Below are 21,658 nucleotides of genomic sequence, written 5' to 3' on the forward strand. Positions count from 1 at the left end.
ACTTTAAATGTTATTTGTAATAAAATAGTAAACCATAAAATTTATACAAATTTTTATCTGTGAAAAAAATTATATCTTTTTTGCAACAACAGAATTTTTTGTTCGTCTTTAAGATGAACCAAACCAAAAACCAAACAAAGCATGTTTCAAATAGACATTGTTGAAAAATGCAAACAAAACGATCGTAAAGCACAAATGCAGTTGTACAACCAGTACTGCAATGGTATGTATAGTGTTGCTAAACGATTTGTAAAACATGATGCCGAAGCCGAAGATGTTGTTCAAGACGCTTTTATTAAAGCGTTTACAAAACTTCATCAGTATAATGCAGAAGTAACGTTTGGAGCTTGGTTAAAACGTATTGTTGTTAATACTAGTATTGATGCTTTAAAATCTAAAAAACAACGCCTTGTTGAATTGGATGATGTGCACTTAAAAGTTGTTGATACTGGAGATGATGACAAATGGTTGGCAGATGATGCTGTGAGTATAGATGAAATAAAAGAAGCTATAAATCAACTGTCTGACAAATACAAGTATGTCGTTATGTTGTTTTTAATTGAAGGCTATGACCATCAAGAAATTTCAGAAATTTTAAATATTTCAGAAGTGGCTTCAAGAACACAGCTATATAGAGGTAAATTACAGTTGCAAAAATTGCTAAAACAAAAACAAAATGGCACAGGATATTAGAAAATTATTTGAAGATGCCCGTAACAACACAGAAGATAGAATGTCTTCTGGACATGAGGCCCGATTTTTAAAAAAGCTAGATAACCAATTACCAATCAAGAAATCCAAAAGGTTTACATGGTTACAAATAGCAGCTAGTATAGTAGTTGTTTTGGGATTGGGATACGGTACGTATAGCTATTTTAATAATCCTATAGAGCCTGTAAAGGTTGTAGATACCAATAATAAAACCATTGAAGAACCTACAAAAAGTTTGGGTGATATTTCACCAGATTTAAAAAAGGTTGAAGATTATTATTTGGCTAATATCAATTTAGAATTATCGAAGGTAAAGCTAACGCCAGACAATAAAGAGTTAATCGATGGTTACATCAGTAGGCTAGACGAATTAAATAAGGAGTACAAACGCCTGTCTATAGAGCTTACCGAGTCTGGTGCTAATGAGCTAACTGTAAATGCCTTAATTACCAATTTAAAGTTTCGTTTAAACTTAATGTACCGCTTAAAGGAACAATTAAAGATGCTAAATGAAACCAACGAAAATCAAAATCAGAACAAGATTAATGCATAAAACAATCAAAAAATGAAAACAGTAAATATATTAAGTATACTATTTTTCCTAACAATAAGTGTTTCGGCACAACAACGGTTAGAGAAAATTTCACAGTCAGTTAATGTAAATGACGATGTGATTATCAATCTCAATACAAGCCAAACCGATATTATTATAGATACCTGGAACAAAGATATTATTGAAGTAGAAGCTTATATGGAGAGCAATACTCTTACAAAACAAGAATTGGAAACCTATTTAAAAGGATGGAAAGTAAGCGTTGATGGATCTAAAGATAACGTTACCATTAGTTCTAACGCTTCTGGATTATCCTGGACGGAGAGTGTAGGCTTGCTTGAATTGGAATCTATAGATGCCTTACAAGATTTAGAAATCGAATTAGCCGATTTACCTGTAATGCCTATGGTAGACGGTCTGTTAGAGTCTATGGATCTAGCCAATATGCCAAAAATGCCAAAAATGCCAGATTTACCAGACTTACCAGAAGGTATGAATAATATTAATTTCGATTTTGATAAATACGAAAAAGAAGGCGAAGCCTACATGGATAAATGGAGTAAAGAATATGGTGAAAGGTATGGAGAAGCCTACGCAAAAAAAATGGAGAAATGGGCTAAATCTGTGGATTCAGATGCACTAGCCAAGTATGAAAAAGAAATGGAAGCTTGGGGTGAAAAATTTGGAGAAGAATTCGGAGAGAAATTCGGAAAAGAAATGGAAGCATGGGGCGAAGCCTTTGGCGAAAGTTTTGGAAAAAGCATGGAGGCCTGGGGTGAAAAATTCGGTGAAGATATGGAGAAATGGGGCGAAGAATTTGGTAAGGAAATGGAAGAGCGTGCCAAAGTTTATGAAGAACGTGCAAAAATAATTGAAGAGCAAGCAGAGGCAAACGAAGGATTATTTAAAGAAAGAGAAGATGCTTACCGCGTGCTTTTAGAAAAAGAGTCCAAAAAGAATTTGAATATTAAGAAAACCATTAAGATAAAAATCCCAAAAGATGCCAAACTAAAAGTTAACGTGCGTCATGGTGAATTAAAGTTTTCTAATGTAATACATAATTTAAAGGCAGATTTAAATCATGCCACCTTTTTGGCCAATAGCATTGATGGAGAAAAAACCTCCATCAATGCTTCCTATACGTCTGTGTTTGTAAAAAACTGGAATATGGGCGAATTAAAACTCAATTTTGTTCAAGATGCCTTGCTTCAAGATGTCAATGGTATGGTTTTAAATTCCAATTCGTCTAATATAGGAATTGATAGATTATCTGGAAATGCTATAATTAATGGTAGCTTTGGCGACTTGGTGATCCATAATATAAATGACAATTTTAATAATTTAAATATAACTTTAGATAATAGTAATGCTGCAGTTAAATTGCCAAAAGGTAATTTTAAGTTGCAGTATCAAGGAAAGCATTCTTATTTAGAGCACCCTGAAAATAACAAAGGGAAATCGGTTTCTTCATTTAATTTGGGAAGCATAGCTAATAATAAAACTATTGTAATAAACGCAAAATACAGTAAGGTAATCATGCAATAGTTTTTTATTTTTGGGTTTTCATACTGTAAAATGAACGCCACTCAATTTTCTTCTTTTTTAAACGGTATAAGTAAAGAACCGTTATATGTTTTAGATAAGACCATTCCTTTAAACAAGTATACACCTATTAACTTATCTGAAACCAATCCAGATTTACTAGCATTTAATGTTGCTAATTCCCAAGATTGGGAAACGTATTTAGATGATTATTTGCAAAACAAACAGTCTCAAGTAGCTTACGGTGGTTATTTGGAAAAACGCAGTATATACAAACGGAGTTCATATTTTAACGAATCTCATAAAGATTTAGAGCGCAATATACATCTCGGAATAGATTTATGGTTAGCTGCTGGAAGTTGTATTTATACACCTTTAGACGGTACAATTCATAGTTATGCCAATAATGTTAATCATGGCGATTATGGGCCAACCATCATTCTTAAACACGCGATTAAAAATGTGGTGTTTTATTCATTATATGGACATTTAAGTTTAGAATCCATAAGTAGTCTAAGAATAGGACAAGCTTTCAAAGCTGGCGATTATTTAGCTACATTGGGAAGTGCAGAAGTAAATGGCGATTATGCACCACATTTACACTTTCAGCTTATTCGAGATATCGAAAATTATAATGGAGACTATCCAGGTGTGTCAAATAAAAAAGATTTACAGTTTTATGTAAACAATTGTCCAGACCCTAATCTGCTTCTAAAATTGCCTTAATGCGATACTAATAGCTTACTGACGTTTTGGCTACCTTCTATAGTCTTAACGGTTAAAAAGTATAATGCACTGGGTAATACAGATGTGTCTAAAACTATTCCTTCAGGAGTTGGAGAATTGCTATCCATTGGCTTTAAAAGCACCGTTTTTCCATCAAGGGTTTGTATGGTTATAGACTGAATAGCTGTTTGATTATCAGCGAGTTTAATTGTTACTGTATCTTGTGCTGGATTTGGATAGATGGAAACAGTTAGAGAATTACTAAATGTCTCAATAGATAGGGTTTCTAAAAGAATGTCATTTGCTGTGCCTAAAATATCACTTCCAGAGTTGTTAACAACCACAGTACCATCAGCAGCATCATAATTGTGGGCAATGGAAATAGCTTGTGTTTCATCGAGAACTTCAAATTCAATAGTAAAAATAATTTCATCGGTAGTAATGTTGCCAGATAAACTTGCCGCTTCATATTTCACTAAACCAGGGGTTCCAGTATCGTTTACAGGAGTAAAATCAAAAGCATATACTGGAGTTAAACTATTAAGTTGAATAACACTAGGGTTGTAAATGAGTTTTATTCGTAATGCATTATATGGGTTCCCGGTAGACAGAATAGAATAATTAAATGTTTGCCCATTGCTTAATGGGGGAGTAACGTCTACTGTTGCAACTAAATCTACCGATTGAGCACTTAAGCTCATACTTATAAAAAACAATAAGGCAACTTGTAGAAAATATGGTTTTATTTGTTTCATCTTTAAAATTTTAATCATTTTGTGTATCACCTACTAATTGGTAGTTTCCAGAAAATAGCCCAAGGTCAAAAATGTTTATGGTTTGGTTACCATCAAAATCAGCTCGCGAATCATAACTTGAATCACCATTACTTAAGTTGTAGGTACCAGCAAAAATTCCCAAATCAAAAATATTAACAGCATTATCATTATTAACATCACCGGCCAGTAGCATCGGAATAATTTCTGTACCGTTGGCATTTACATCTACTATTTTTAACTGCTGTAAATATTGAGGATGTTTTACTAAAACCTTATAGGTGCCTTTGCTAATGGTCGAGCTTAAAGAAATGGTACCGCCTAAATCTCCAGATTCATTAAAAGTATATTCAGGTGTTGTTAAGTCGTCCAAAGTATAAAACAAAACAGAGTAGGAGCCGCTATGGTCTGATCGTCCTTGTAGACTTACACTTAAATCAATAGTATATTCCGGAATTAAAACATCAACGGTTTGGTTACAAGATAACGAGGTGTTACCAGAAGCATCCGTAGCAGTCCAAGTAATAGTTGTTGTACCCAATGGGAATGGATCTGTAAGTAACAACCCATCAGAACGCGAAAAGTCATAGGTAATAACACTATCACAATTATCTAATGCCGTAGGATTTGATATAACGATATTGGCTTCTGTAGTACCAATCGGTATCTCTTCAAGAAGGTTTGTTGGACAGGTTATTGTTGGTGCTTCAGTATCGTCTAAAACAATCCATTCAAAAGATTGGTTAACATCTAAACTCCCCGGTTTTTTTAGGGTTACAGTAACCTGATGCACACCATCGTTGTTAGGGCCACCAGAAACAGCGGTTTCGTCAATAGTACCAAATATTAAACCGTTTGTCGGTTCAATGGCAATCCCTAAAGGTTGACCAGAAATTTCATATACTAAATTATCCAGAGGATTGCCACCAGATCCTTCCGCTTGAAAATCAGAAATTTCTAATTCACAGTCCATACGGTCTGCAATAGGTTGTAATTCCAATTCAGGGTATTGAATACCTAAAATTTCAATGCCATTGACTAAAGGGTTTTGTATGTCAGAATGAATAAAACCTATTTCCAAAGCCCCTCCTGTAACAGTAACATTAAATTGTTCCATACCTCCAACTTCATGACCAAATCGTAAAGACAAATCAAGATTGGTTATTTTGCGTTCACCTTCAATTTCAACATGAAATAATCGTTCTCCGGGTTCCGAAGTACCACTGTATAAATTAGCAAAATATAGATTAACTATATAGTCGCCATCTGGCACATTAATAGCATAAATCATGGGATAGTCAGGTCCACTGTTACTATGCTGGCTACTTAAAACAGTAGTGTAAGTACTACTATCCATATAATCTGGTATAGATGCATCTCTGTTGTTATAGTCTACACTACCATTAAAAGGATTACCTGAAGCTACAACAAACGATTCCCCATTACGTGTTATATTGTCTTCCCAATTAGGGCCGCCATCTGTTGCTACAACTTCGGCACCACCAGCATTTATTCTAACAACTGGAGCAAAAATATCAGTGAGTTCAGCAGTTATATCTGCTTGAATGGCCGAATTATTTCCAGAATGGACAACAGAAATTACTGCTGTTTTTGTGCCTATTAGGGCATCTGAACTAAAATCTATTGGAATGGTTACCGATGAACCTGGGTTAATGTTAAAAGGCAAACTGACATCTGTAGAAAATAAACTGCTATCAGTTCCAGAAAAATTAAGCGCAGTAACTGTAATTGCAGTATCTGTTGGACCGCCTTCATTATTTAAGGTTAGGTACTTTGTGCGCTGCGAATTGGTAACTGGAGTTAATCCAAATTGTAACGGATCCGGATTAATGGATATGATACCGTCTAGATTTTCATAAACCTCAATAAAATCCCATGTAGCTGTAAAGGAGTTTGGTGTAGTTTGCGAGCGTGCCGTTGAAATCAAACCAACTGCCAAACCTTTATTATCTGTATCGTCTAAAAAAGATAAAGGAATCGTTATAGGGCTACCTAAAACTATTAACGTATGGCCATCATCTAAAGAGTAGAAAGGCTGCGCAGATAATGTCGCGGGATCAATCGATACATAAAGATCAACCGAACCTGAGTCCAGAATGCTAGGGACATCATAACTAGTGTTTGACGTTACAACACCACCAGATTCCAATAATACTTGTAGACCATTAATGTTGTCGTTGTTGTCTGTACCATTCATCAATACAAACTTTAAATAATTGTCTTGATCGCCTGTACCTAGTTGTATACCGTACGATTGAAAATCTACAGGATCGTTTTGCATGCCGTTTGAACCAAAGTAAGGCGATTCTATTCTGGAGTGTACCGTAAAAGCATTTGAATTGACATCCACATTTACTCCAAATTGAAATCCATAATCTTGGTCATTAGTATTTTCAAAAGCATCACCTCCAGTAACACCATCTACAGTAGCTTTTCCTGCAGCACCCCCAAAAGACATTTGCGTTTCATTAAACTGGTCAAGATAATCTGTATTACCAGTTGGGTCTAGCATGAGACCCGTAAAACCGAGTCCAAAAAAACCGGTGCCGGGATCATTGTTCCAAAACGGGTAGTCAATAGGCAGGTTATTAGTTGTTCCGTTATTGGCATCAATAGCAAAAGCATCATCGACATCTAAAATGCCATCATTATCATCATCTGGATCGTTTAAATCTGAAATAAAATCGCCATCATTATCTTTGGGCTTGCTACTTTGAGAACAAATATTGGTATTATTGTCAATCTCATCTTGATTGGTATAACCATCATTATCCGTATCAGCATTAGGATCATAGCCAGGATCGCCAGGTTGTAAACAGGTTATGTCCGATGGTTCAAAAATGGTTACGCTATTCGACCCGTAGGTAGCGGCCCAAACTGTGCCAGGGAAGATATCATCATCGCCTTGGGCAATAACATCTAAAGGAATACTACCAAAGCCATTAAAAGTAACCTCGTGTTCCAAAACGGTGTCGCCAGAAGCGTTAAGTACATACCTGTTAATATCGCCATTAAATGACGCCGTTAAAATATTGCCTTGCATGGCACCAGAAAAATTACTTGCAGTATATTCAGTAATACCATTTGTTGAAGATGGAATGACATCTAAAATATTATTTCTAGGACTGGACACAGGTTCGTCTACTAAATACTCACCCAGTTCAGGTTGATCTGGAAAATCACCGATGTTAAATGAACTGTTAAAGTAACCTGAAGTGCCTACAAGCATCGAAGCTAAATCGTGATTATTGGTGGCTACCCAAGAACCATCTATTTGTTCATACGAAATAACACGGGCTCTCGATGGAAATGCCAAAATAGGAATAGGATGCCCACCATAATAGGTTCCGTTTGCATCATTAATGGTGCCAACAAAATGCAACGGATCACCAGAAAAATTGCTGCCACTCTCATTCATTTCATTCGTAATATAATGTAAATTAGGGTCGTAGGTAATGGTGCTTTCATCTCCTAAATAGGTGTCTGTAGCACTATCATAAATTCTTGGAACACCGCCCCATAGCGCATTTGGTCCGTTATCGGATGTATAAATTCTATTGTTCTCTGTTATAATAACATCATAAGCGTTTCTAAAACCAGGAGCAAAAATCTGTAAAGGGCCACCTGCTTCTGGAAAGGCCTGATTTAAACTGTTGTTACCTCCAAAAGGATCACCAATATCAATTGTGGCATTATACATAGGATGCCCTACGGGATATGGAAATTCTGGATGGGTATTGTCAATATCTTGACGCAAAGGATCATTTAGCGTAGGTAAGTCATAAACATATTGCGTGTTTGTCCTAGGATCTGTATAAACGGGCATGTTTTCCAAGTCGGTAAGATTTACTATAAGCATGGATGCCGATAGAAAAAATTCTGGAGTCCCTGCAAAATTGTTACTTGGTGCGCCTTTATTGGTTTGTCCACCCTGTACAATAAGCAAATAATCGCTTCCATCTTTATGAAACATGTCCAAACCGTTTACAGCATGGTTTTCTTCACAGCGAGGCAAGCCTCTAATTAAGTCAACCTTTTCCCAAACACCATTTACTTTTGTAATTCGGGATAACATACTAGAATTGGTATCAAGGTTTGAATCATTTCCTGCTGAACCCCCACCCAATAAATAATCAGATGATGTTACATATACAATAGGATTTTGAGCTGTTCCAGCAGTCATGATTCCGGTTATCAATCGTTGTTGGCTGGGATTGAATTCCCCTAAATCGTTATGATTCGGAATTCCTGTTTTAATGATATCTATTTCTTCGGTATCTATTACGGTATACGTTCCTTCTCCGGCTACGGCATTATCACGTTCAATAGTATAGGCATATATGGTACCATTTTGTTGCGAAATATAAAGCCTATCATCAGGACCAAAGTCAAGTGATGTAGGGTTTAAAACACCTTCATTTTGCAAGCCAGTTGATCCGAAGCTAATGGATTGGGCTGCTATATTATTAATGGTTGTAACTAAAATTAAGGCCATCAGAATAGGAAAACAGCCTTTGCTTTTAAAATACGATAATACAGTCATAACATTACTTTTCGCTTATTCGTGCTATTAATCGAAAAATAGTTTAATTATCAGGAAAGTTGTCGCATGTAAATTTACTAATATCAAGCAATCTACAAGAATGTAAACGGTGATTTTCGTTAAAAAGAAAAAATATCGGTTTTAGAGTTTACTACCAAAAAAATACCGCGTTAAAATACGCGGTATTATGGATAATATGATCTTAAAATGTTATTCAACTAAAACCCAATCGCCTTTGGCGATTAAAGGTTCTGCTTGTTTGTATTTCAATGTTTTGTTTTCGCCGCTCATAACGTGTTTGATGGTCACACGGTCATTTCTACCAATTTTAGGTCGATCTCTAACTATGGTTTCTACAACTTCCGGCTGACGTTGCGTATTGCCCGCAGCTCGACTTTGGGCAGCACGTTCATCCATATTTGGAATATCTTCTTTTTCTGTTTTTAAGTTTTCCTTTTTACGGGTTTGACGCGCTTCTTGAATAGCATTGGTGGTTTCTGTAGGTAACTCTCCCTTAAACAAGAACGAAATCACATCTTTATTCACCTGGTCAATCATACTTTTGAATAATTCAAACGCTTCAAACTTATAGATTAATAACGGATCTTTTTGCTCGTGTACAGCCAGCTGGACCGATTGCTTTAACTCATCCATTTTACGCAAATGGGTTTTCCACGAATCATCTACAATGGCCAAGGTAATATTTTTTTCAAAGTCATTAATCAACTGTTTACCATTGGTTTCGTAGGCCTTTTCTAAATCGGTTATAACCTGCAGATTCTTAACACCATCTGTAAACGGTACTACAATACGCTTAAATTTATCGCGCTGTGTTTCATATACATTTTTTATAACCGGAAAGGCAATCTCGGCATTGCGCTCCATTTTGGCACGATAATGCTCAAATGCGGCTTTGTAAATAATGCCTGCTAATTCTTGAACGCCTAATTTTCCAAATTCATCTTCTGAAACCGGAGCGCTCATAGAGAAGTAACGAATCAATTCAAATTCAAAATTCTTATAGTCATTAGCCGCTTTGTTGGTTTCGGCTATCCCTTCAGAGGTATCATAAATCATGTTGGCCAAATCCACGCGTAAACGTTCACCGTGTAAGGCATGGCGACGACGTTTATAAACCACTTCACGTTGCGAGTTCATAACATCATCATATTCCAAAAGTCTTTTACGAACACCAAAGTTGTTTTCTTCTACTTTTTTCTGCGCACGTTCAATAGATTTTGAAATCATGGAATGCTGGATCACTTCACCTTCTTCCAATCCCATTCTATCCATCATTTTGGCAATACGCTCACTACCAAACAAACGCATTAAATTATCTTCTAGAGATACATAAAATTGTGAGCTTCCTGGGTCTCCTTGACGTCCAGCACGACCTCGTAACTGTCTATCCACACGTCGGGAATCATGACGTTCCGTACCAACTATGGCTAAACCACCAGCGGCTTTTACTTCATCAGATAATTTAATATCGGTACCACGACCGGCCATATTGGTGGCAATGGTTACCTGACCTGCATTACCAGCTTCGGCCACAATTTCAGCTTCTTTTTTATGTTGTTTGGCGTTTAGGACATTATGCGGTATTTTACGAATACTCAACATTTTTCCTAACAATTCTGAAATTTCAACAGACGTGGTACCAATTAACACCGGTCTTCCAGCTTGAGACAATTTCGTAACCTCATCAATTACAGCATTGTATTTTTCGCGCTTGGTTTTATAAACTAAATCTTCGCGGTCGTCACGGGCAATAGGTTTGTTGGTTGGAATTTCAACAACATCCAATTTATAGATTTCCCAGAACTCGCCGGCTTCGGTAACCGCTGTACCGGTCATACCAGATAACTTGCGGTACATTCTAAAGTAATTTTGTAGCGTTACTGTGGCAAAGGTTTGGGTAGCATCTTCAATCTTAACATTCTCTTTGGCCTCAATGGCTTGGTGTAACCCATCAGAATAACGACGACCATCCATAATACGTCCCGTTTGCTCGTCAACAATCATAACCTTATTGTCCATCACCACATACTGGATATCCTTTTCAAATAGAGCATAGGCTTTTAGTAATTGGTTAAGGGTGTGGATGCGTTCTGATTTAACACCAAAATCCCTGAAAAGTTCTTCTTTTAAATTAGCTTCTTCTTCCGATGTCAGGCCTTGTGATTCAATTTTGGCAATCTCGATGCCAATTTCGGGCATCACGAAAAAGTCAGGATTATCCTTACCCGATAAATGCTCGATACCTTTATCGGTCAATTCAATTTGATTGTTTTTTTCTTCTATAACATAGTACAGTTCCGCATCTACCTTTGGCATCTCACGGTTGTTGTCCTGCATGTAAAAGTTTTCGGTCTTTTGAAGCATCTGCTTAATGCCTTCTTCACTTAAAAACTTAATAAGGGCTTTGTTTTTAGGCATTCCACGATACACGCGTAGCAATTGAAAACTACCTTCTTTGGTATCGCCTTCAGCAATCAATTTTTTGGCTTCGGCTAAAACACCAGTAAGATATTTACGCTGTACCGAAACAATATCTTCTACTTTAGGTTTAAGTTCCACGAACTCATGGCGGTCACCTTGCGGAATAGGCCCTGAAATAATTAATGGGGTTCTGGCATCATCAATTAATACAGAATCCACCTCATCTACAATGGCGTAGTGGTGCGGGCGCTGAACCAAATCGTCTGGTGAGTGCGCCATGTTATCACGTAAATAATCAAAACCAAATTCATTGTTGGTACCATAGGTAATATCGGCACGATAGGCTTTTTTACGGGCAGCAGAATTAGGTTGATGGTAATCAATACAATCTACGCTTAACCCATGGAATTCAAATATAGGAGCCATCCAAGCACTATCACGTTTCGCTAGGTAGTCGTTAACCGTTACCAAATGCACACCTCTACCAGCTAATGCATTTAAATAAACTGGTAAGGTGGCTACTAATGTTTTTCCTTCACCAGTTTGCATCTCGGCTATTTTGCCTTGGTGCATAGCAATACCACCTATAAGCTGTACATCATAATGAATCATATCCCAAGTAATGGGCTTACCGGCAGCATCCCAAGAATTGGCCCAAACGGCCTTATCGTCATTAAGGGTTACGTAATCTTTTTCGCCAGATACTTCGCGGTCAAAGGTATTGGCAGTAACTTCTATTTCGGTATTATGCACAAAACGTTTGGCAGTTTCTTTTACAACAGCAAAAGCTTCGGGGAGAATGTCGTTTAAAACAGCTTCAGTAACTTGATACACTTCGTCTTTTATCTTGTCTATTTCAATATAGATGTCTTCGCGTTCATCAATATCTTCAGTGGCTTCAGCTTTGGCTAAAAGGTCTTCTATAGTTTCGTTAAGAGACTTTCGGGCTTCGGCAATCTGGGCCTTGAAATTAGCAGTTTTGGCACGTAGTTCATCATGCGATAAGCCTTCTAATGCAGCTTCGTGCGATTTAATTTGTTTTACTATGGGCATAATGGCGTTGACATCTTGTTTCGATTTGTCGCCTACAAAAACCTTAAGTACAGAATTTAAAAAACTCATGTGTTATATATTTTAATTGTACCAGTTTGATAACTGATAGTAATAGTTCTTTCTTTGAGAATTAACGTTCCCAAAGATACCGTTGTTCGGTTAATTTTTATAATTAATAGACACAAAAAAAGTCTCAAAACGAGACTTTTTTATATGTTGTTTAAACTATTAATATTCGTCCTCGTTCCAGAGGTAATCTTCGTCTGTTGGATAATCAGGCCATATTTCCTGAATCGATTCGTAAGAATCACCTTCGTCTTCAATAGATTGTAAGTTTTCAACTACTTCTAACGGAGCACCAGTTCTAATGGAATAATCAATTAATTCGTCTTTAGTGGCTGGCCAAGGTGCGTCACTTAAATATGATGCTAATTCTAATGTCCAATACATTTGTAATGTGTTTTAATTTTTTGCAAAAATAAATTTTTAGTTTAAATAGGCAAGAAAAAAAACAATTAATTACGCATTAATAAAAAGAACGTGCTTGCTTACAAAGGCCTTAATGTTTTTCCGGAATCCATTTCACTTCGTCAGCTTGCAGTTCATAGGACAACTTTCGTGCCAACACAAATAAGTAGTCAGAAAGACGATTTAAGTACATTAAAGCCATAGGATCTATAGGCTCCATATCGTTTAGTGCCGATGCCAAACGTTCAGCTCTGCGGCATACACAGCGAGCAATGTGACAGAATGACACAGTTTGATGACCGCCAGGAAGGACAAAATGCGTCATTTGTGGTAATTCGGTATTCATGGTATCCATTTCGTCTTCTAACAGTTTGATGTTATCAGCAGATATTTTGGGAATGTTTAAGCGCTCTTTGCCGCTTTTTAAAATGGCTTTTTCAGGATCTGTAGCTAATATGGCTCCAACTGTAAATAGCCTATCTTGTATATGGATTAAGATATCTTTATAATAAGGTTTGATGTCTTGGTCGCGAATTAACCCCAAATGTGAGTTCAATTCGTCTACAGTACCATAACTGTCTATACGAATATGGTGTTTGGGCACACGGGTTCCACCAAATAATGCTGTGGTGCCTTTGTCGCCTGTTTTTGTGTAAATTTTCATAATAACAAAGTTAGTGGTTAAAAGTTATAAGGCAAAAGGTTTTTCAATTGTCATTGCGAAGGAGGAACGACTGCGGCAATCTCTTACAACGTTTAAGCACTAGATAAATTTTAAAAGAAATTAAAAATGAGATATTGAGATTCTTCGTTTCACTACGTTCACTCTGAATGACAATGACTTTAACTTATCACACTGAAATTACAGATGTTTATGTCACACTGAACCTGTCGAAGTGCCTTCAAAACATGGATATACTATCCAAAAATCAAAAGCTTTTTTAATTGTCATTGCGAAGGAGGAACGACTGTGGCAATCTTTTGTAAGCTAAAGCTTAATATGAATTTTGTCTTTTTCATGTGGATTGAGATACTGAAACAAGTTCAGCATGACAAAGAGATTCTTCGTTTCACTACGTTCACTCTGAATGACAACGACTTTAACATATCACACTGAAATTACCGATGTTTATGTCACACTGAGCCTGTCGAAGTGCCTTCAAAACATGGATATACTATCCAAAAACCAAAAGCTTTTTTAATTGTCATTGCGAAGGAGGAACGACTGCGGCAATCTTTTGTAAGCTAAAGCTTAATATGAATTTTGTCTTTTTCATGTGGATTGAGATACTGAAACAAGTTCAGCATGACAAAGAGATTCTTCGTTTCACTACGTTCACTCTGAATGACATATGTCACACTGAGCAGAGCCTGCCTTGAGCTTGTCGAAAGGTCGAAGTGCCTTCCAAATCATAAAAAGCATTCAAAATGTCATTCAGAAGGAGGTTGAAAACCGACTGAAGAATCTTTTGGACTAAAACTAATAATCAAACGCGTATCTTAAAATGCTCTTTAGCTTGCTCGGTTCTAAAAAACACAAAACCCCAAAAATAGGTGTCAATGGTTACGGTTACTTGTGGATGTTTTTTAATGGCTTCCCAAGCTTCAGTCATGCCTTTGGACCAATAGATATCATCAAAAATAAAAACGGTATCATTATGGGCTGTAGGGAGTAGTGTCTCAAAATAACCAAGCGTTGCAGATTTGGTATGATTACCATCAAAAAAAATAAAATCGAAAACTTGATGGTTAAGATCTGGTAGATGACTGTTAAAATCACCAGTTAAAAGTGTGATGTGTTTGTGGTTTTGTAAGCTTTCTTTAGCAAAAGCAGATAGTTTTGGGCAGCCTTCAATACTGGTAATTTGGGTATCAGGATTTCCTAATGCTATAGCTTGGGTGCTGATGCCCAAAGAGGTTCCCAGTTCTAATACATTTTGGGGTCTAAAGTATTGTGCCAAACGATATAATAGCTTACTGCGTTTTAAAGGGGTTCCAGAAGTTTTTGCAATTGTAGAGACTTGCCGTTGATTGGATGGTTGGGTTTTGGATCCAGGCCCTAAATCGGTTATGGATATAACCTGATCGTTTTGTAATAATTGCTCGCGATAGCTGATTAACTTCGAATAATCTTTATAGACTGTTTGGTCGTAAAAGCATTGGGTTACCAAATGATACACAAATGGGGAGTGCACACCATGTTGATTGGTGGAACTAAACAAAAATTTAAAATAAGATATCACAGCGTGCCACATGTTATATATATTAAATTCCTAATTCTACTTCACTTTCATCAGTCACCCGTCATCGTTCATCCATCATCAGTCATCAATCACCCGTCACCCGTCACCTGTCATCGGTCACCCGTCACCTAACTTACTAACCCTCTAGTTTTTCCATAAGCTCCAACCAGCGCATTTCTTTTTCTTCAATCGTATCTAAAATAACTTGTAGTTTTTGGGATAGGTCTTGAATGGCTTCGCTAGATAAATCAAGATTAAGAAATTCGTCTTCTACTGTTTTTTTATCAAACTCCAACGACTTTAGTTTGCTTTCAATACTCTTAAACTCTTTTTGCTCATTGTAACTTAAGGTCGTATTACTATCTTTTTTCCATTGTTTCTTTTCCTTTTTAGGCGCGTCTGTCACCAAGGGCTCTTGGCTGTCCTCATAGGCTCTAAAATCGGTGTAATTCCCTGGGAAGTCATCAATCACACCATTGCCACGAAACACAAAAAGGTGGTCGACAATCTTATCCATAAAGTATCGGTCGTGGGAAACCACAATTAAGCAACCCGGAAAATCCAATAAAAAGCTCTCCAGGACATTCAAGGTTACAATGTCAAGATCGTTTGTAGGCTCATCCAGAATTAAAAAGTTGGGGTTTTGAATAAGAACTGTACATAAATATAAACGCTTACGTTCACCACCACTTAACTTTTCAACAAAATCGTATTGCTTCTTACGGTCAAATAAAAAACGCTCCAACAGTTGTTGGGCACTAATTTGCCGCCCTTTTTTTAAGGGGATATAGTCACCATAGGCTTTAATGACATCAATAACTTTTTGTTTGGGTTTTACTGGAATACCCGCTTGGGTGTAATATCCAAATTGTACCGTTTCGCCAACCACAACTTTTCCGGTATCAGGTTTTAGGCTTTGGGTTAAAATATTGAGAAAGGTTGATTTTCCAGTGCCGTTTTTCCCAATAATGCCAACGCGCTCTCCCTTTTTAAAGGTGTAGTCAAATCCGTTTAAAATAACCTTGTCTTTATAACTTTTGCCCAAGTTATGCAACTCGATAATTTTACTGCCCAGACGCTCCATATTGAGTTCAAGCTGTACCTCATGGTCTTTGCGGCGTTGTTGGGCACGATGTTTAATATCGTGAAAATCGTCAATCCGCGACTTGGATTTAGTGGTCCGCGCTTTGGGTTGCCGGCGCATCCATTCCAGTTCCTTTTTAAATAGTTGTTTGGCTTTGTTGGTTTCAATGGCTTCCTGCTCCAATCGGGCGTCACGTTTCTCTAAATAATAACTGTAATTGCCTTTATAGGTATAAAGTTGCCCTTGGTCAAGTTCTATGATTTCGTTGCAAACGCGCTCTAAAAAGTAACGGTCATGGGTAACCATTAGTAAGGTTAGCTGTTCTTTGGCGAAAAAGGTTTCCAGCCATTCAATCATTTCTAAATCTAAATGGTTGGTGGGCTCATCTAGAATAAGCAAATCGGGTTTTTTAAGAAGGGCTAGGGCTAGGGCTAAACGTTTTTTTTGTCCGCCTGAAAGTGTTTTTATGTGTTGCTGTAAATCATCTAGCTTAAGCTGAAATAGAATCTGTTTGTATTGGGTTTCAAAATCCCATGCCCCATGGCGCTCCATATTGTCAAACGCTTTTTGATAGGCTTCTGCGTCTTCCGGGTTTTTAAGGGCACTTTCATAAGCCTTAATAATGTCCAACGTGGGATTTTTGGTACTGAAAATGGCAGCTTCAATGGTTAAGTTGTCGTCCAGTTCAGGTTCTTGGGCCAAGAAAGCCACCTGAATATCTTTGCGGTATACAATCTGTCCGGCATCAGGTTCGTCCTTTCCGGCAAGCATATTCAGTATGGAGGTTTTTCCAGTTCCATTTTTAGCAATTAAGGCTATTTTCTGATCCTTATGGATACTAAACGAGAGGTTTTCGAAGAGTGTTAACTCGCCGTAATGTTTGGCAATATGTTCAACAGATAGGTAGTTCACCGTGTGTTTTTTGCAAATAACGTAAAAAAATAGGGTTTTGGTTAGAATGCTTTAGAGATTCTTCGTTTCACTGCGTTCACTCTGAATGACATTTTGCTTGTCATTGCGAGGAGGTCCCAATAATTTGGGGCGACGTGGCAAATACGAAGTATTCACGAATACCTATTTCTAAAAATTATTATGCATGAGTAATCTCTTTTCACATGTTTCGAGATGCTGAAACAAGTTCAGCATGACAGAGAGATTCTTCGTTTCACTGCGTTCACTCTGAATGACATTTTGCTTGTCATTGCGAGGAGGTCCCAATAATTTGGGACGACGTGGCAATCTCTTTTCACATGTTTCGAGATGCTGAAACAAGTTCAGCATGACAGAGAGATTCTTCGTTTCACTACGTTCACTCTGAATGACAATAATCATTCCTATGTCACATTGAGCAGAGCCTGCCTTGAGCTTGTCGAAAGGTCGAAGTGCTATCCAAAGGTTGAAAATCTTCCTTTGTCATGGTGAGTATCCAGACGTTTACTTTCTAGAGACGCGGCAATCTCTTTTCACATGTTTCGAGATACTGAAACAAGTTCAGCATGACAAAAAGATTCTTCGCTTTGCTCTGAATGACATTTTGCTTGTCATTGCGAGGAGATCCCAATAATTTGGGACGACGTGGCAATCTCTTTTTGTTTGTTTTGAGTTCACGATATCAAAGGCAGTTTTTTGTATTATGAGATTCCTCGACAAGCTCGGAATGACAAGTGATTGTTTATAAAGAGATTAGCTGCACTGAATCTATAGGTTTTTTCACTTCGTTACACCTGTCTGCCGATAGGCAGGCTTGTACTGAAATCGAAGATTCGACGTAGTCAATGACATTTTGCTTGTCATTGCGAGGAGAGCCCAATAATTTGGGGCGACGTGGCAATCTCAAATTAAAATTTGTAAGATTTGAAATAGTAATACTTAGCAACAGTCAAACTCCTCTTTGACTAAAGAGGAGAGCCTGGATAATTTTAATTCATTTCCGAAGGGCCCCTCCCTTGAAGTGCGGCAGAGCGTTAAGAAATAGTCCAGTGGACTATTTTAGTGAAGGGCGAGCTGGCGTGTGGAGTGGCTAGGTTTGGTAAAACCTAGACGGAGGGTTTGAAAAAGCGTTCTATAACCTACCATATTTTACGATAAAAACGAAAAGCTTAAGCTCTTCATCGTAAAAAAACCAAAATTTAGGGGATATGTTTTGATATTCCTTGTGAAAGGCTATATTTGTGATGAAACCGATGCCCTAATTATGAAGCATTTATATATCGTATTTTTGGTTGCTATGGTCTGTTTGATGCAGTCCTGTATTCCCAATAAAAAGTTGGTGTATCTACAAAACCAAGAAGCCGCTTTAGATAGTACATTAATTTTAACCGAAGCTCAAAAGCCATACCGCGTACAGATAAATGATATTTTAAATATTGTGGTTAAGGTAATGGACCAGAATAATGTGCAGATTTTTAACCCAGCCGGTCAACGTGAATTAAATGCCAATGGTGAGGAACGCGCTTTTTTTGATGGCTTTACGGTCGATTTACACGGTAATATACGTATTCCAGTACTGGGAGAAGTCAATGTATTGGGGTATACCACAGAAGAGATTGAGCAGTTATTAGAGAAAAAACTGTTGGAAGAAGAGTTTAAGGAAACCGCCAATATATTTGTAAGTGTCAAACTTACGGGATTGCGCTACACGGTTAATGGGGAGGTGGGTAGAACGGGTACACGTACCTTATATCAGCCTCGTGTTAATATATTTGAAGCTTTGGCCAATGCTGGCGATATTACCATTACAGGTAATCGTGAGGATGTAATAGTTATTAGGCAATACCCCAATGGACAACAAATTCACCATCTAAATTTATTGGATGTGGATGTTATGAAATCGCCTTACTTCTATATTCAAATGAATGATATCATTTATGTAAAACCCCTCAAGCAAAAATCATGGGGCACGGGAACTACAGGATTACAAACTTTTACAGCCATTGTTGCTGTTATGTCATTTGTTACTACCACTATTTTGTTAATTGATAGATTATAAACTATGGCCGTGAGTGATTATGATGAATTAGAGCATATAGAATCAGGTAGGATTACTTTTGATTTTAAGGGCTATTTGTTTAAGGTTTTAAACTTATGGAAATTTGTTTTAATCTGTATAGGTGTTGCGTTGACCATAGCTTATTTTATAAATGTTAGGAAACAAAATATATACAAGCTTGAATCCTTAATTTCTGTAGAAAATGACCAGAATCCTTTTTTTACGGCGAATACCAGTATTTCCTTTAACTGGGGAGGGGTTTCTGGTAAAATGGGTAAAACCATTACCACACTACAAACCCGAACCCATAATGAGTTGGTTGTAGATTCTTTAAAATCCTACTTGAATTATTATCGAGAAGGTAAGTATAGAAAGATTGATATCTATAAACAGGCTCCTTTTGTTTTTGATTTAGATATGGCTAAACCCCAAGTGCTGAATAAATTTATTGGGATACGTATTTTATCTGATACTAGTTTTGAGGTGTTTACCAATTTTGAAACAGAAAACGGAATGGGTCAGCGCTATGATACTAAAAAACACCTAGCCGTTACTGTTCCTGTAGGCGAATTTAAACAGGTCTTTAGATTTGGTGAAACCGTTGATATATCGTTTTTACATGGTGTTGTTAATTTAAGAGATGGCAGAACCATTCAGGTTGGTCAGGAATACTACATTAAGTTTAGTAATTACGATAGTACAGTACATACCTACAAGATGAGAATTGGTGTGCGACCTTTTAGTAATTCTTCGGCATCTGTTTTGGTTTTATCTTTGGCAGGTACCAATAAGGCCAAGCTAGTTGATTATTTAAATACTACGGCTACTATATTAAGTGAAACGGAATTGGAGCGTAAAAACCAGTATGCTACGAATACCATTAAATTTATTGATAGTAGTCTCGCGGCAGTAAACGATAACCTGAAAGATGTTAATGAAGAAATGAATCGGTTCCGTAAGGAAAATAAGATATTTGATGTATCTGAAGAAATGGCCCAAGTTTCTGAAAAACTAAAACAATATGAAACTGAACGGGAGATTGAAAACACCAAATTAGATTACTTAAAAACGTTAGAGAGCTATTTGCGGACCAAAACCGATTATACTAAAATAGCGGCACCCAGTTCGGTAGGTATTGAGGAGAAGAATATTCAAAATTCCGTTTCTAAAATTACAGCGTTAGCTATTGAGCGGCAAAGTTTGGAATATACTACGCGGGAAGGTTCTGATTTGTTTAAGGATTTGGATAGGCGGATTGATGCGGAGAAGAATGTCCTGTTGGAAACTATTGATGCTACCCGTAACACCATAATGGTGCTCTTGCAAAGTAACAATAGGAATATAGCCAATATGGAGTCGCAATTGAGTGATTTGCCAGAAGACCAACAGGAATTTTTAAAAATTCAACGGAAGTTGGATATCAGTCAGGAAGCCTATAATGTCTATATGGATAAACGTAGTGAAGCTGCCATAGTAAAAGCAGCCAACATCTCCGATATTAGCATTGTAGATGAGGCCAAAGATATTGGAGGAGGCCTTATAGGCCCCAATAAGTCTTTGAACTATATGATGGCGCTTATGCTAGGCTTTTTTATACCTATGTTCCTCATTTTTATTATCTTTTTACTGGATAATACCATACATGGTTCCGATGAGGTAGAGCGGTTGTCTAGTATTCCCATTATGGGCTTAATAGGGAAGTACCGTTACCATAATAATCTTGTTGTGTTTGAAAAGCCCAAATCGGCGGTAGCGGAATCCTTTCGCTCCATTAGGTCTTCCTTACAATTTATTTTAAATAAAGAAACACGAGACGATGGCCGAGCCATAATGATTACCTCTTCTGTAAGTGGTGAAGGAAAAACCTTTTGCTCGATTAATATAGCTACGGTTTATGCCTTAAGTGGTAAAAAAACCATCTTATTAGGGCTGGATTTGCGTAAGCCTAAAATATTTGATGATTTTAATATTACCAATGATTTAGGTATGGTAAATTACCTTATTGGAGAATCAGACTTCGATAGAGTTATACATAAAACCCACATCGAAAATTTAACAATTGTACCAGCTGGGCCTATACCGCCAAACCCTTCAGAATTATTGATGAGTGATCGTATGCGTACGCTAATGGCAGACTTACGGCAGACCTATGATATCATCATCTTGGATACGCCGCCATTAGGGTTGGTTACTGATGCTTTGGAATTGGTTAAATATGCCGATACTTCTATTTTTATGGTTCGTTTAGATTATACCAAAAAAGGGATGTTGCAACTTATTAATGCGAAGTATCGCGGCGGGGAGATTAAAAACATCAATTTTGTCTTGAATTTTTATAAACATAAAACCAATCATAACTACGGCTATGGCTATGGCTATGGTTATGGCTATGGTTACGGTTATGGCGTATATGGTAATGCCTATCATGAAGATGGTAAATTATCAACCTTTCAAAAAGTTAAACGGTTTATAAAGCGGTTTTAAATTTTCAAGCTATTAACACTAATTGG

13 protein-coding genes are annotated in these 21,658 nt (G+C 37.1%); 6 read left to right on the forward strand and 7 right to left on the reverse strand.

What is annotated here, in order from left to right; genetic code table 11:
* Positions 1-141 precede the first annotated feature (141 nt).
* Genes MTX13_RS08415 through MTX13_RS08430 form a run of 4 tightly spaced genes read left to right on the forward strand, consistent with a single transcriptional unit; the run spans position 142 to position 3,532 of the window.
* Positions 142-693 (forward strand): RNA polymerase sigma factor, encoded by a 552-nt coding sequence (locus MTX13_RS08415; protein ID WP_250434115.1) that lies wholly within the window; start codon positions 142-144, stop codon positions 691-693.
* On the forward strand, positions 677-1,264 hold the full coding sequence (locus MTX13_RS08420) for a hypothetical protein (protein ID WP_250434116.1): 588 nt from the start codon (positions 677-679) through the stop codon (positions 1,262-1,264). Before MTX13_RS08415 ends, MTX13_RS08420 begins: the two co-directional genes overlap by 17 nt.
* A gap of 12 nt (positions 1,265-1,276) precedes the next feature.
* The gene (locus tag MTX13_RS08425) at positions 1,277-2,809 is read left to right on the forward strand and encodes a YggN family protein (RefSeq protein ID WP_250434117.1); all 1,533 of its coding nucleotides are present in this window, start codon (positions 1,277-1,279) and stop codon (positions 2,807-2,809) included.
* 30 nt (positions 2,810-2,839) lie between these two features.
* Entirely contained in the window at positions 2,840-3,532 is a 693-nt protein-coding gene (locus MTX13_RS08430) for a peptidoglycan DD-metalloendopeptidase family protein (protein WP_250434118.1), read from the forward strand.
* Here the strand turns inward: MTX13_RS08430 and MTX13_RS08435 are convergent.
* The 7 genes from MTX13_RS08435 to MTX13_RS08465 all read right to left on the reverse strand — a co-directional run bounded on the left by MTX13_RS08435 (position 3,529) and on the right by MTX13_RS08465 (position 17,071).
* The gene (locus MTX13_RS08435; RefSeq protein WP_250434120.1) at positions 3,529-4,287 is read right to left on the reverse strand and encodes a T9SS type A sorting domain-containing protein; all 759 of its coding nucleotides are present in this window, start codon (positions 4,285-4,287) and stop codon (positions 3,529-3,531) included. The two genes, MTX13_RS08430 and MTX13_RS08435, sit on opposite strands and share 4 nt — an antisense overlap.
* 10 nt (positions 4,288-4,297) lie before the next feature.
* Positions 4,298-8,869 (reverse strand): malectin domain-containing carbohydrate-binding protein, encoded by a 4,572-nt coding sequence (locus tag MTX13_RS08440; protein WP_250434121.1) that lies wholly within the window; start codon positions 8,867-8,869, stop codon positions 4,298-4,300.
* Between the two features lie 210 nt (positions 8,870-9,079).
* Positions 9,080-12,433 (reverse strand): preprotein translocase subunit SecA, encoded by a 3,354-nt coding sequence (gene secA, locus MTX13_RS08445; protein WP_250434122.1) that lies wholly within the window; start codon positions 12,431-12,433, stop codon positions 9,080-9,082.
* 159 nt (positions 12,434-12,592) lie between these two features.
* The gene (locus tag MTX13_RS08450) at positions 12,593-12,814 is read right to left on the reverse strand and encodes a DUF2795 domain-containing protein (protein ID WP_008637498.1); all 222 of its coding nucleotides are present in this window, start codon (positions 12,812-12,814) and stop codon (positions 12,593-12,595) included.
* Between the two features lie 109 nt (positions 12,815-12,923).
* Positions 12,924-13,496, reverse strand: a complete 573-nt coding sequence (locus MTX13_RS08455) for a cob(I)yrinic acid a,c-diamide adenosyltransferase (RefSeq protein ID WP_250434123.1) — start codon at positions 13,494-13,496, stop codon at positions 12,924-12,926.
* Positions 13,497-14,319: 823 nt separating this feature from the next.
* Positions 14,320-15,087 (reverse strand): O-methyltransferase, encoded by a 768-nt coding sequence (locus MTX13_RS08460; protein WP_250434124.1) that lies wholly within the window; start codon positions 15,085-15,087, stop codon positions 14,320-14,322.
* A gap of 124 nt (positions 15,088-15,211) precedes the next feature.
* The gene (locus tag MTX13_RS08465; protein ID WP_250434125.1) at positions 15,212-17,071 is read right to left on the reverse strand and encodes an ABC-F family ATP-binding cassette domain-containing protein; all 1,860 of its coding nucleotides are present in this window, start codon (positions 17,069-17,071) and stop codon (positions 15,212-15,214) included.
* A gap of 1,282 nt (positions 17,072-18,353) precedes the next feature.
* On the opposite strand from MTX13_RS08465, the gene MTX13_RS08470 reads away from it, so the two are divergent.
* Together MTX13_RS08470 and MTX13_RS08475 are read left to right on the forward strand one after the other, a co-directional pair.
* Entirely contained in the window at positions 18,354-19,148 is a 795-nt protein-coding gene (locus MTX13_RS08470) for a polysaccharide biosynthesis/export family protein (RefSeq protein ID WP_250434126.1), read from the forward strand.
* A gap of 3 nt (positions 19,149-19,151) precedes the next feature.
* Complete coding sequence (locus tag MTX13_RS08475) at positions 19,152-21,632, forward strand: exopolysaccharide transport family protein (RefSeq protein WP_250434127.1); 2,481 nt, start codon at positions 19,152-19,154, stop codon at positions 21,630-21,632.
* The last annotated feature ends 26 nt before the right edge of the window (positions 21,633-21,658 follow it).

The organism is Hanstruepera flava (assembly GCF_023634025.1).
Classification (GTDB): Bacteria; Bacteroidota; Bacteroidia; order Flavobacteriales; family Flavobacteriaceae; genus Hanstruepera; species Hanstruepera flava.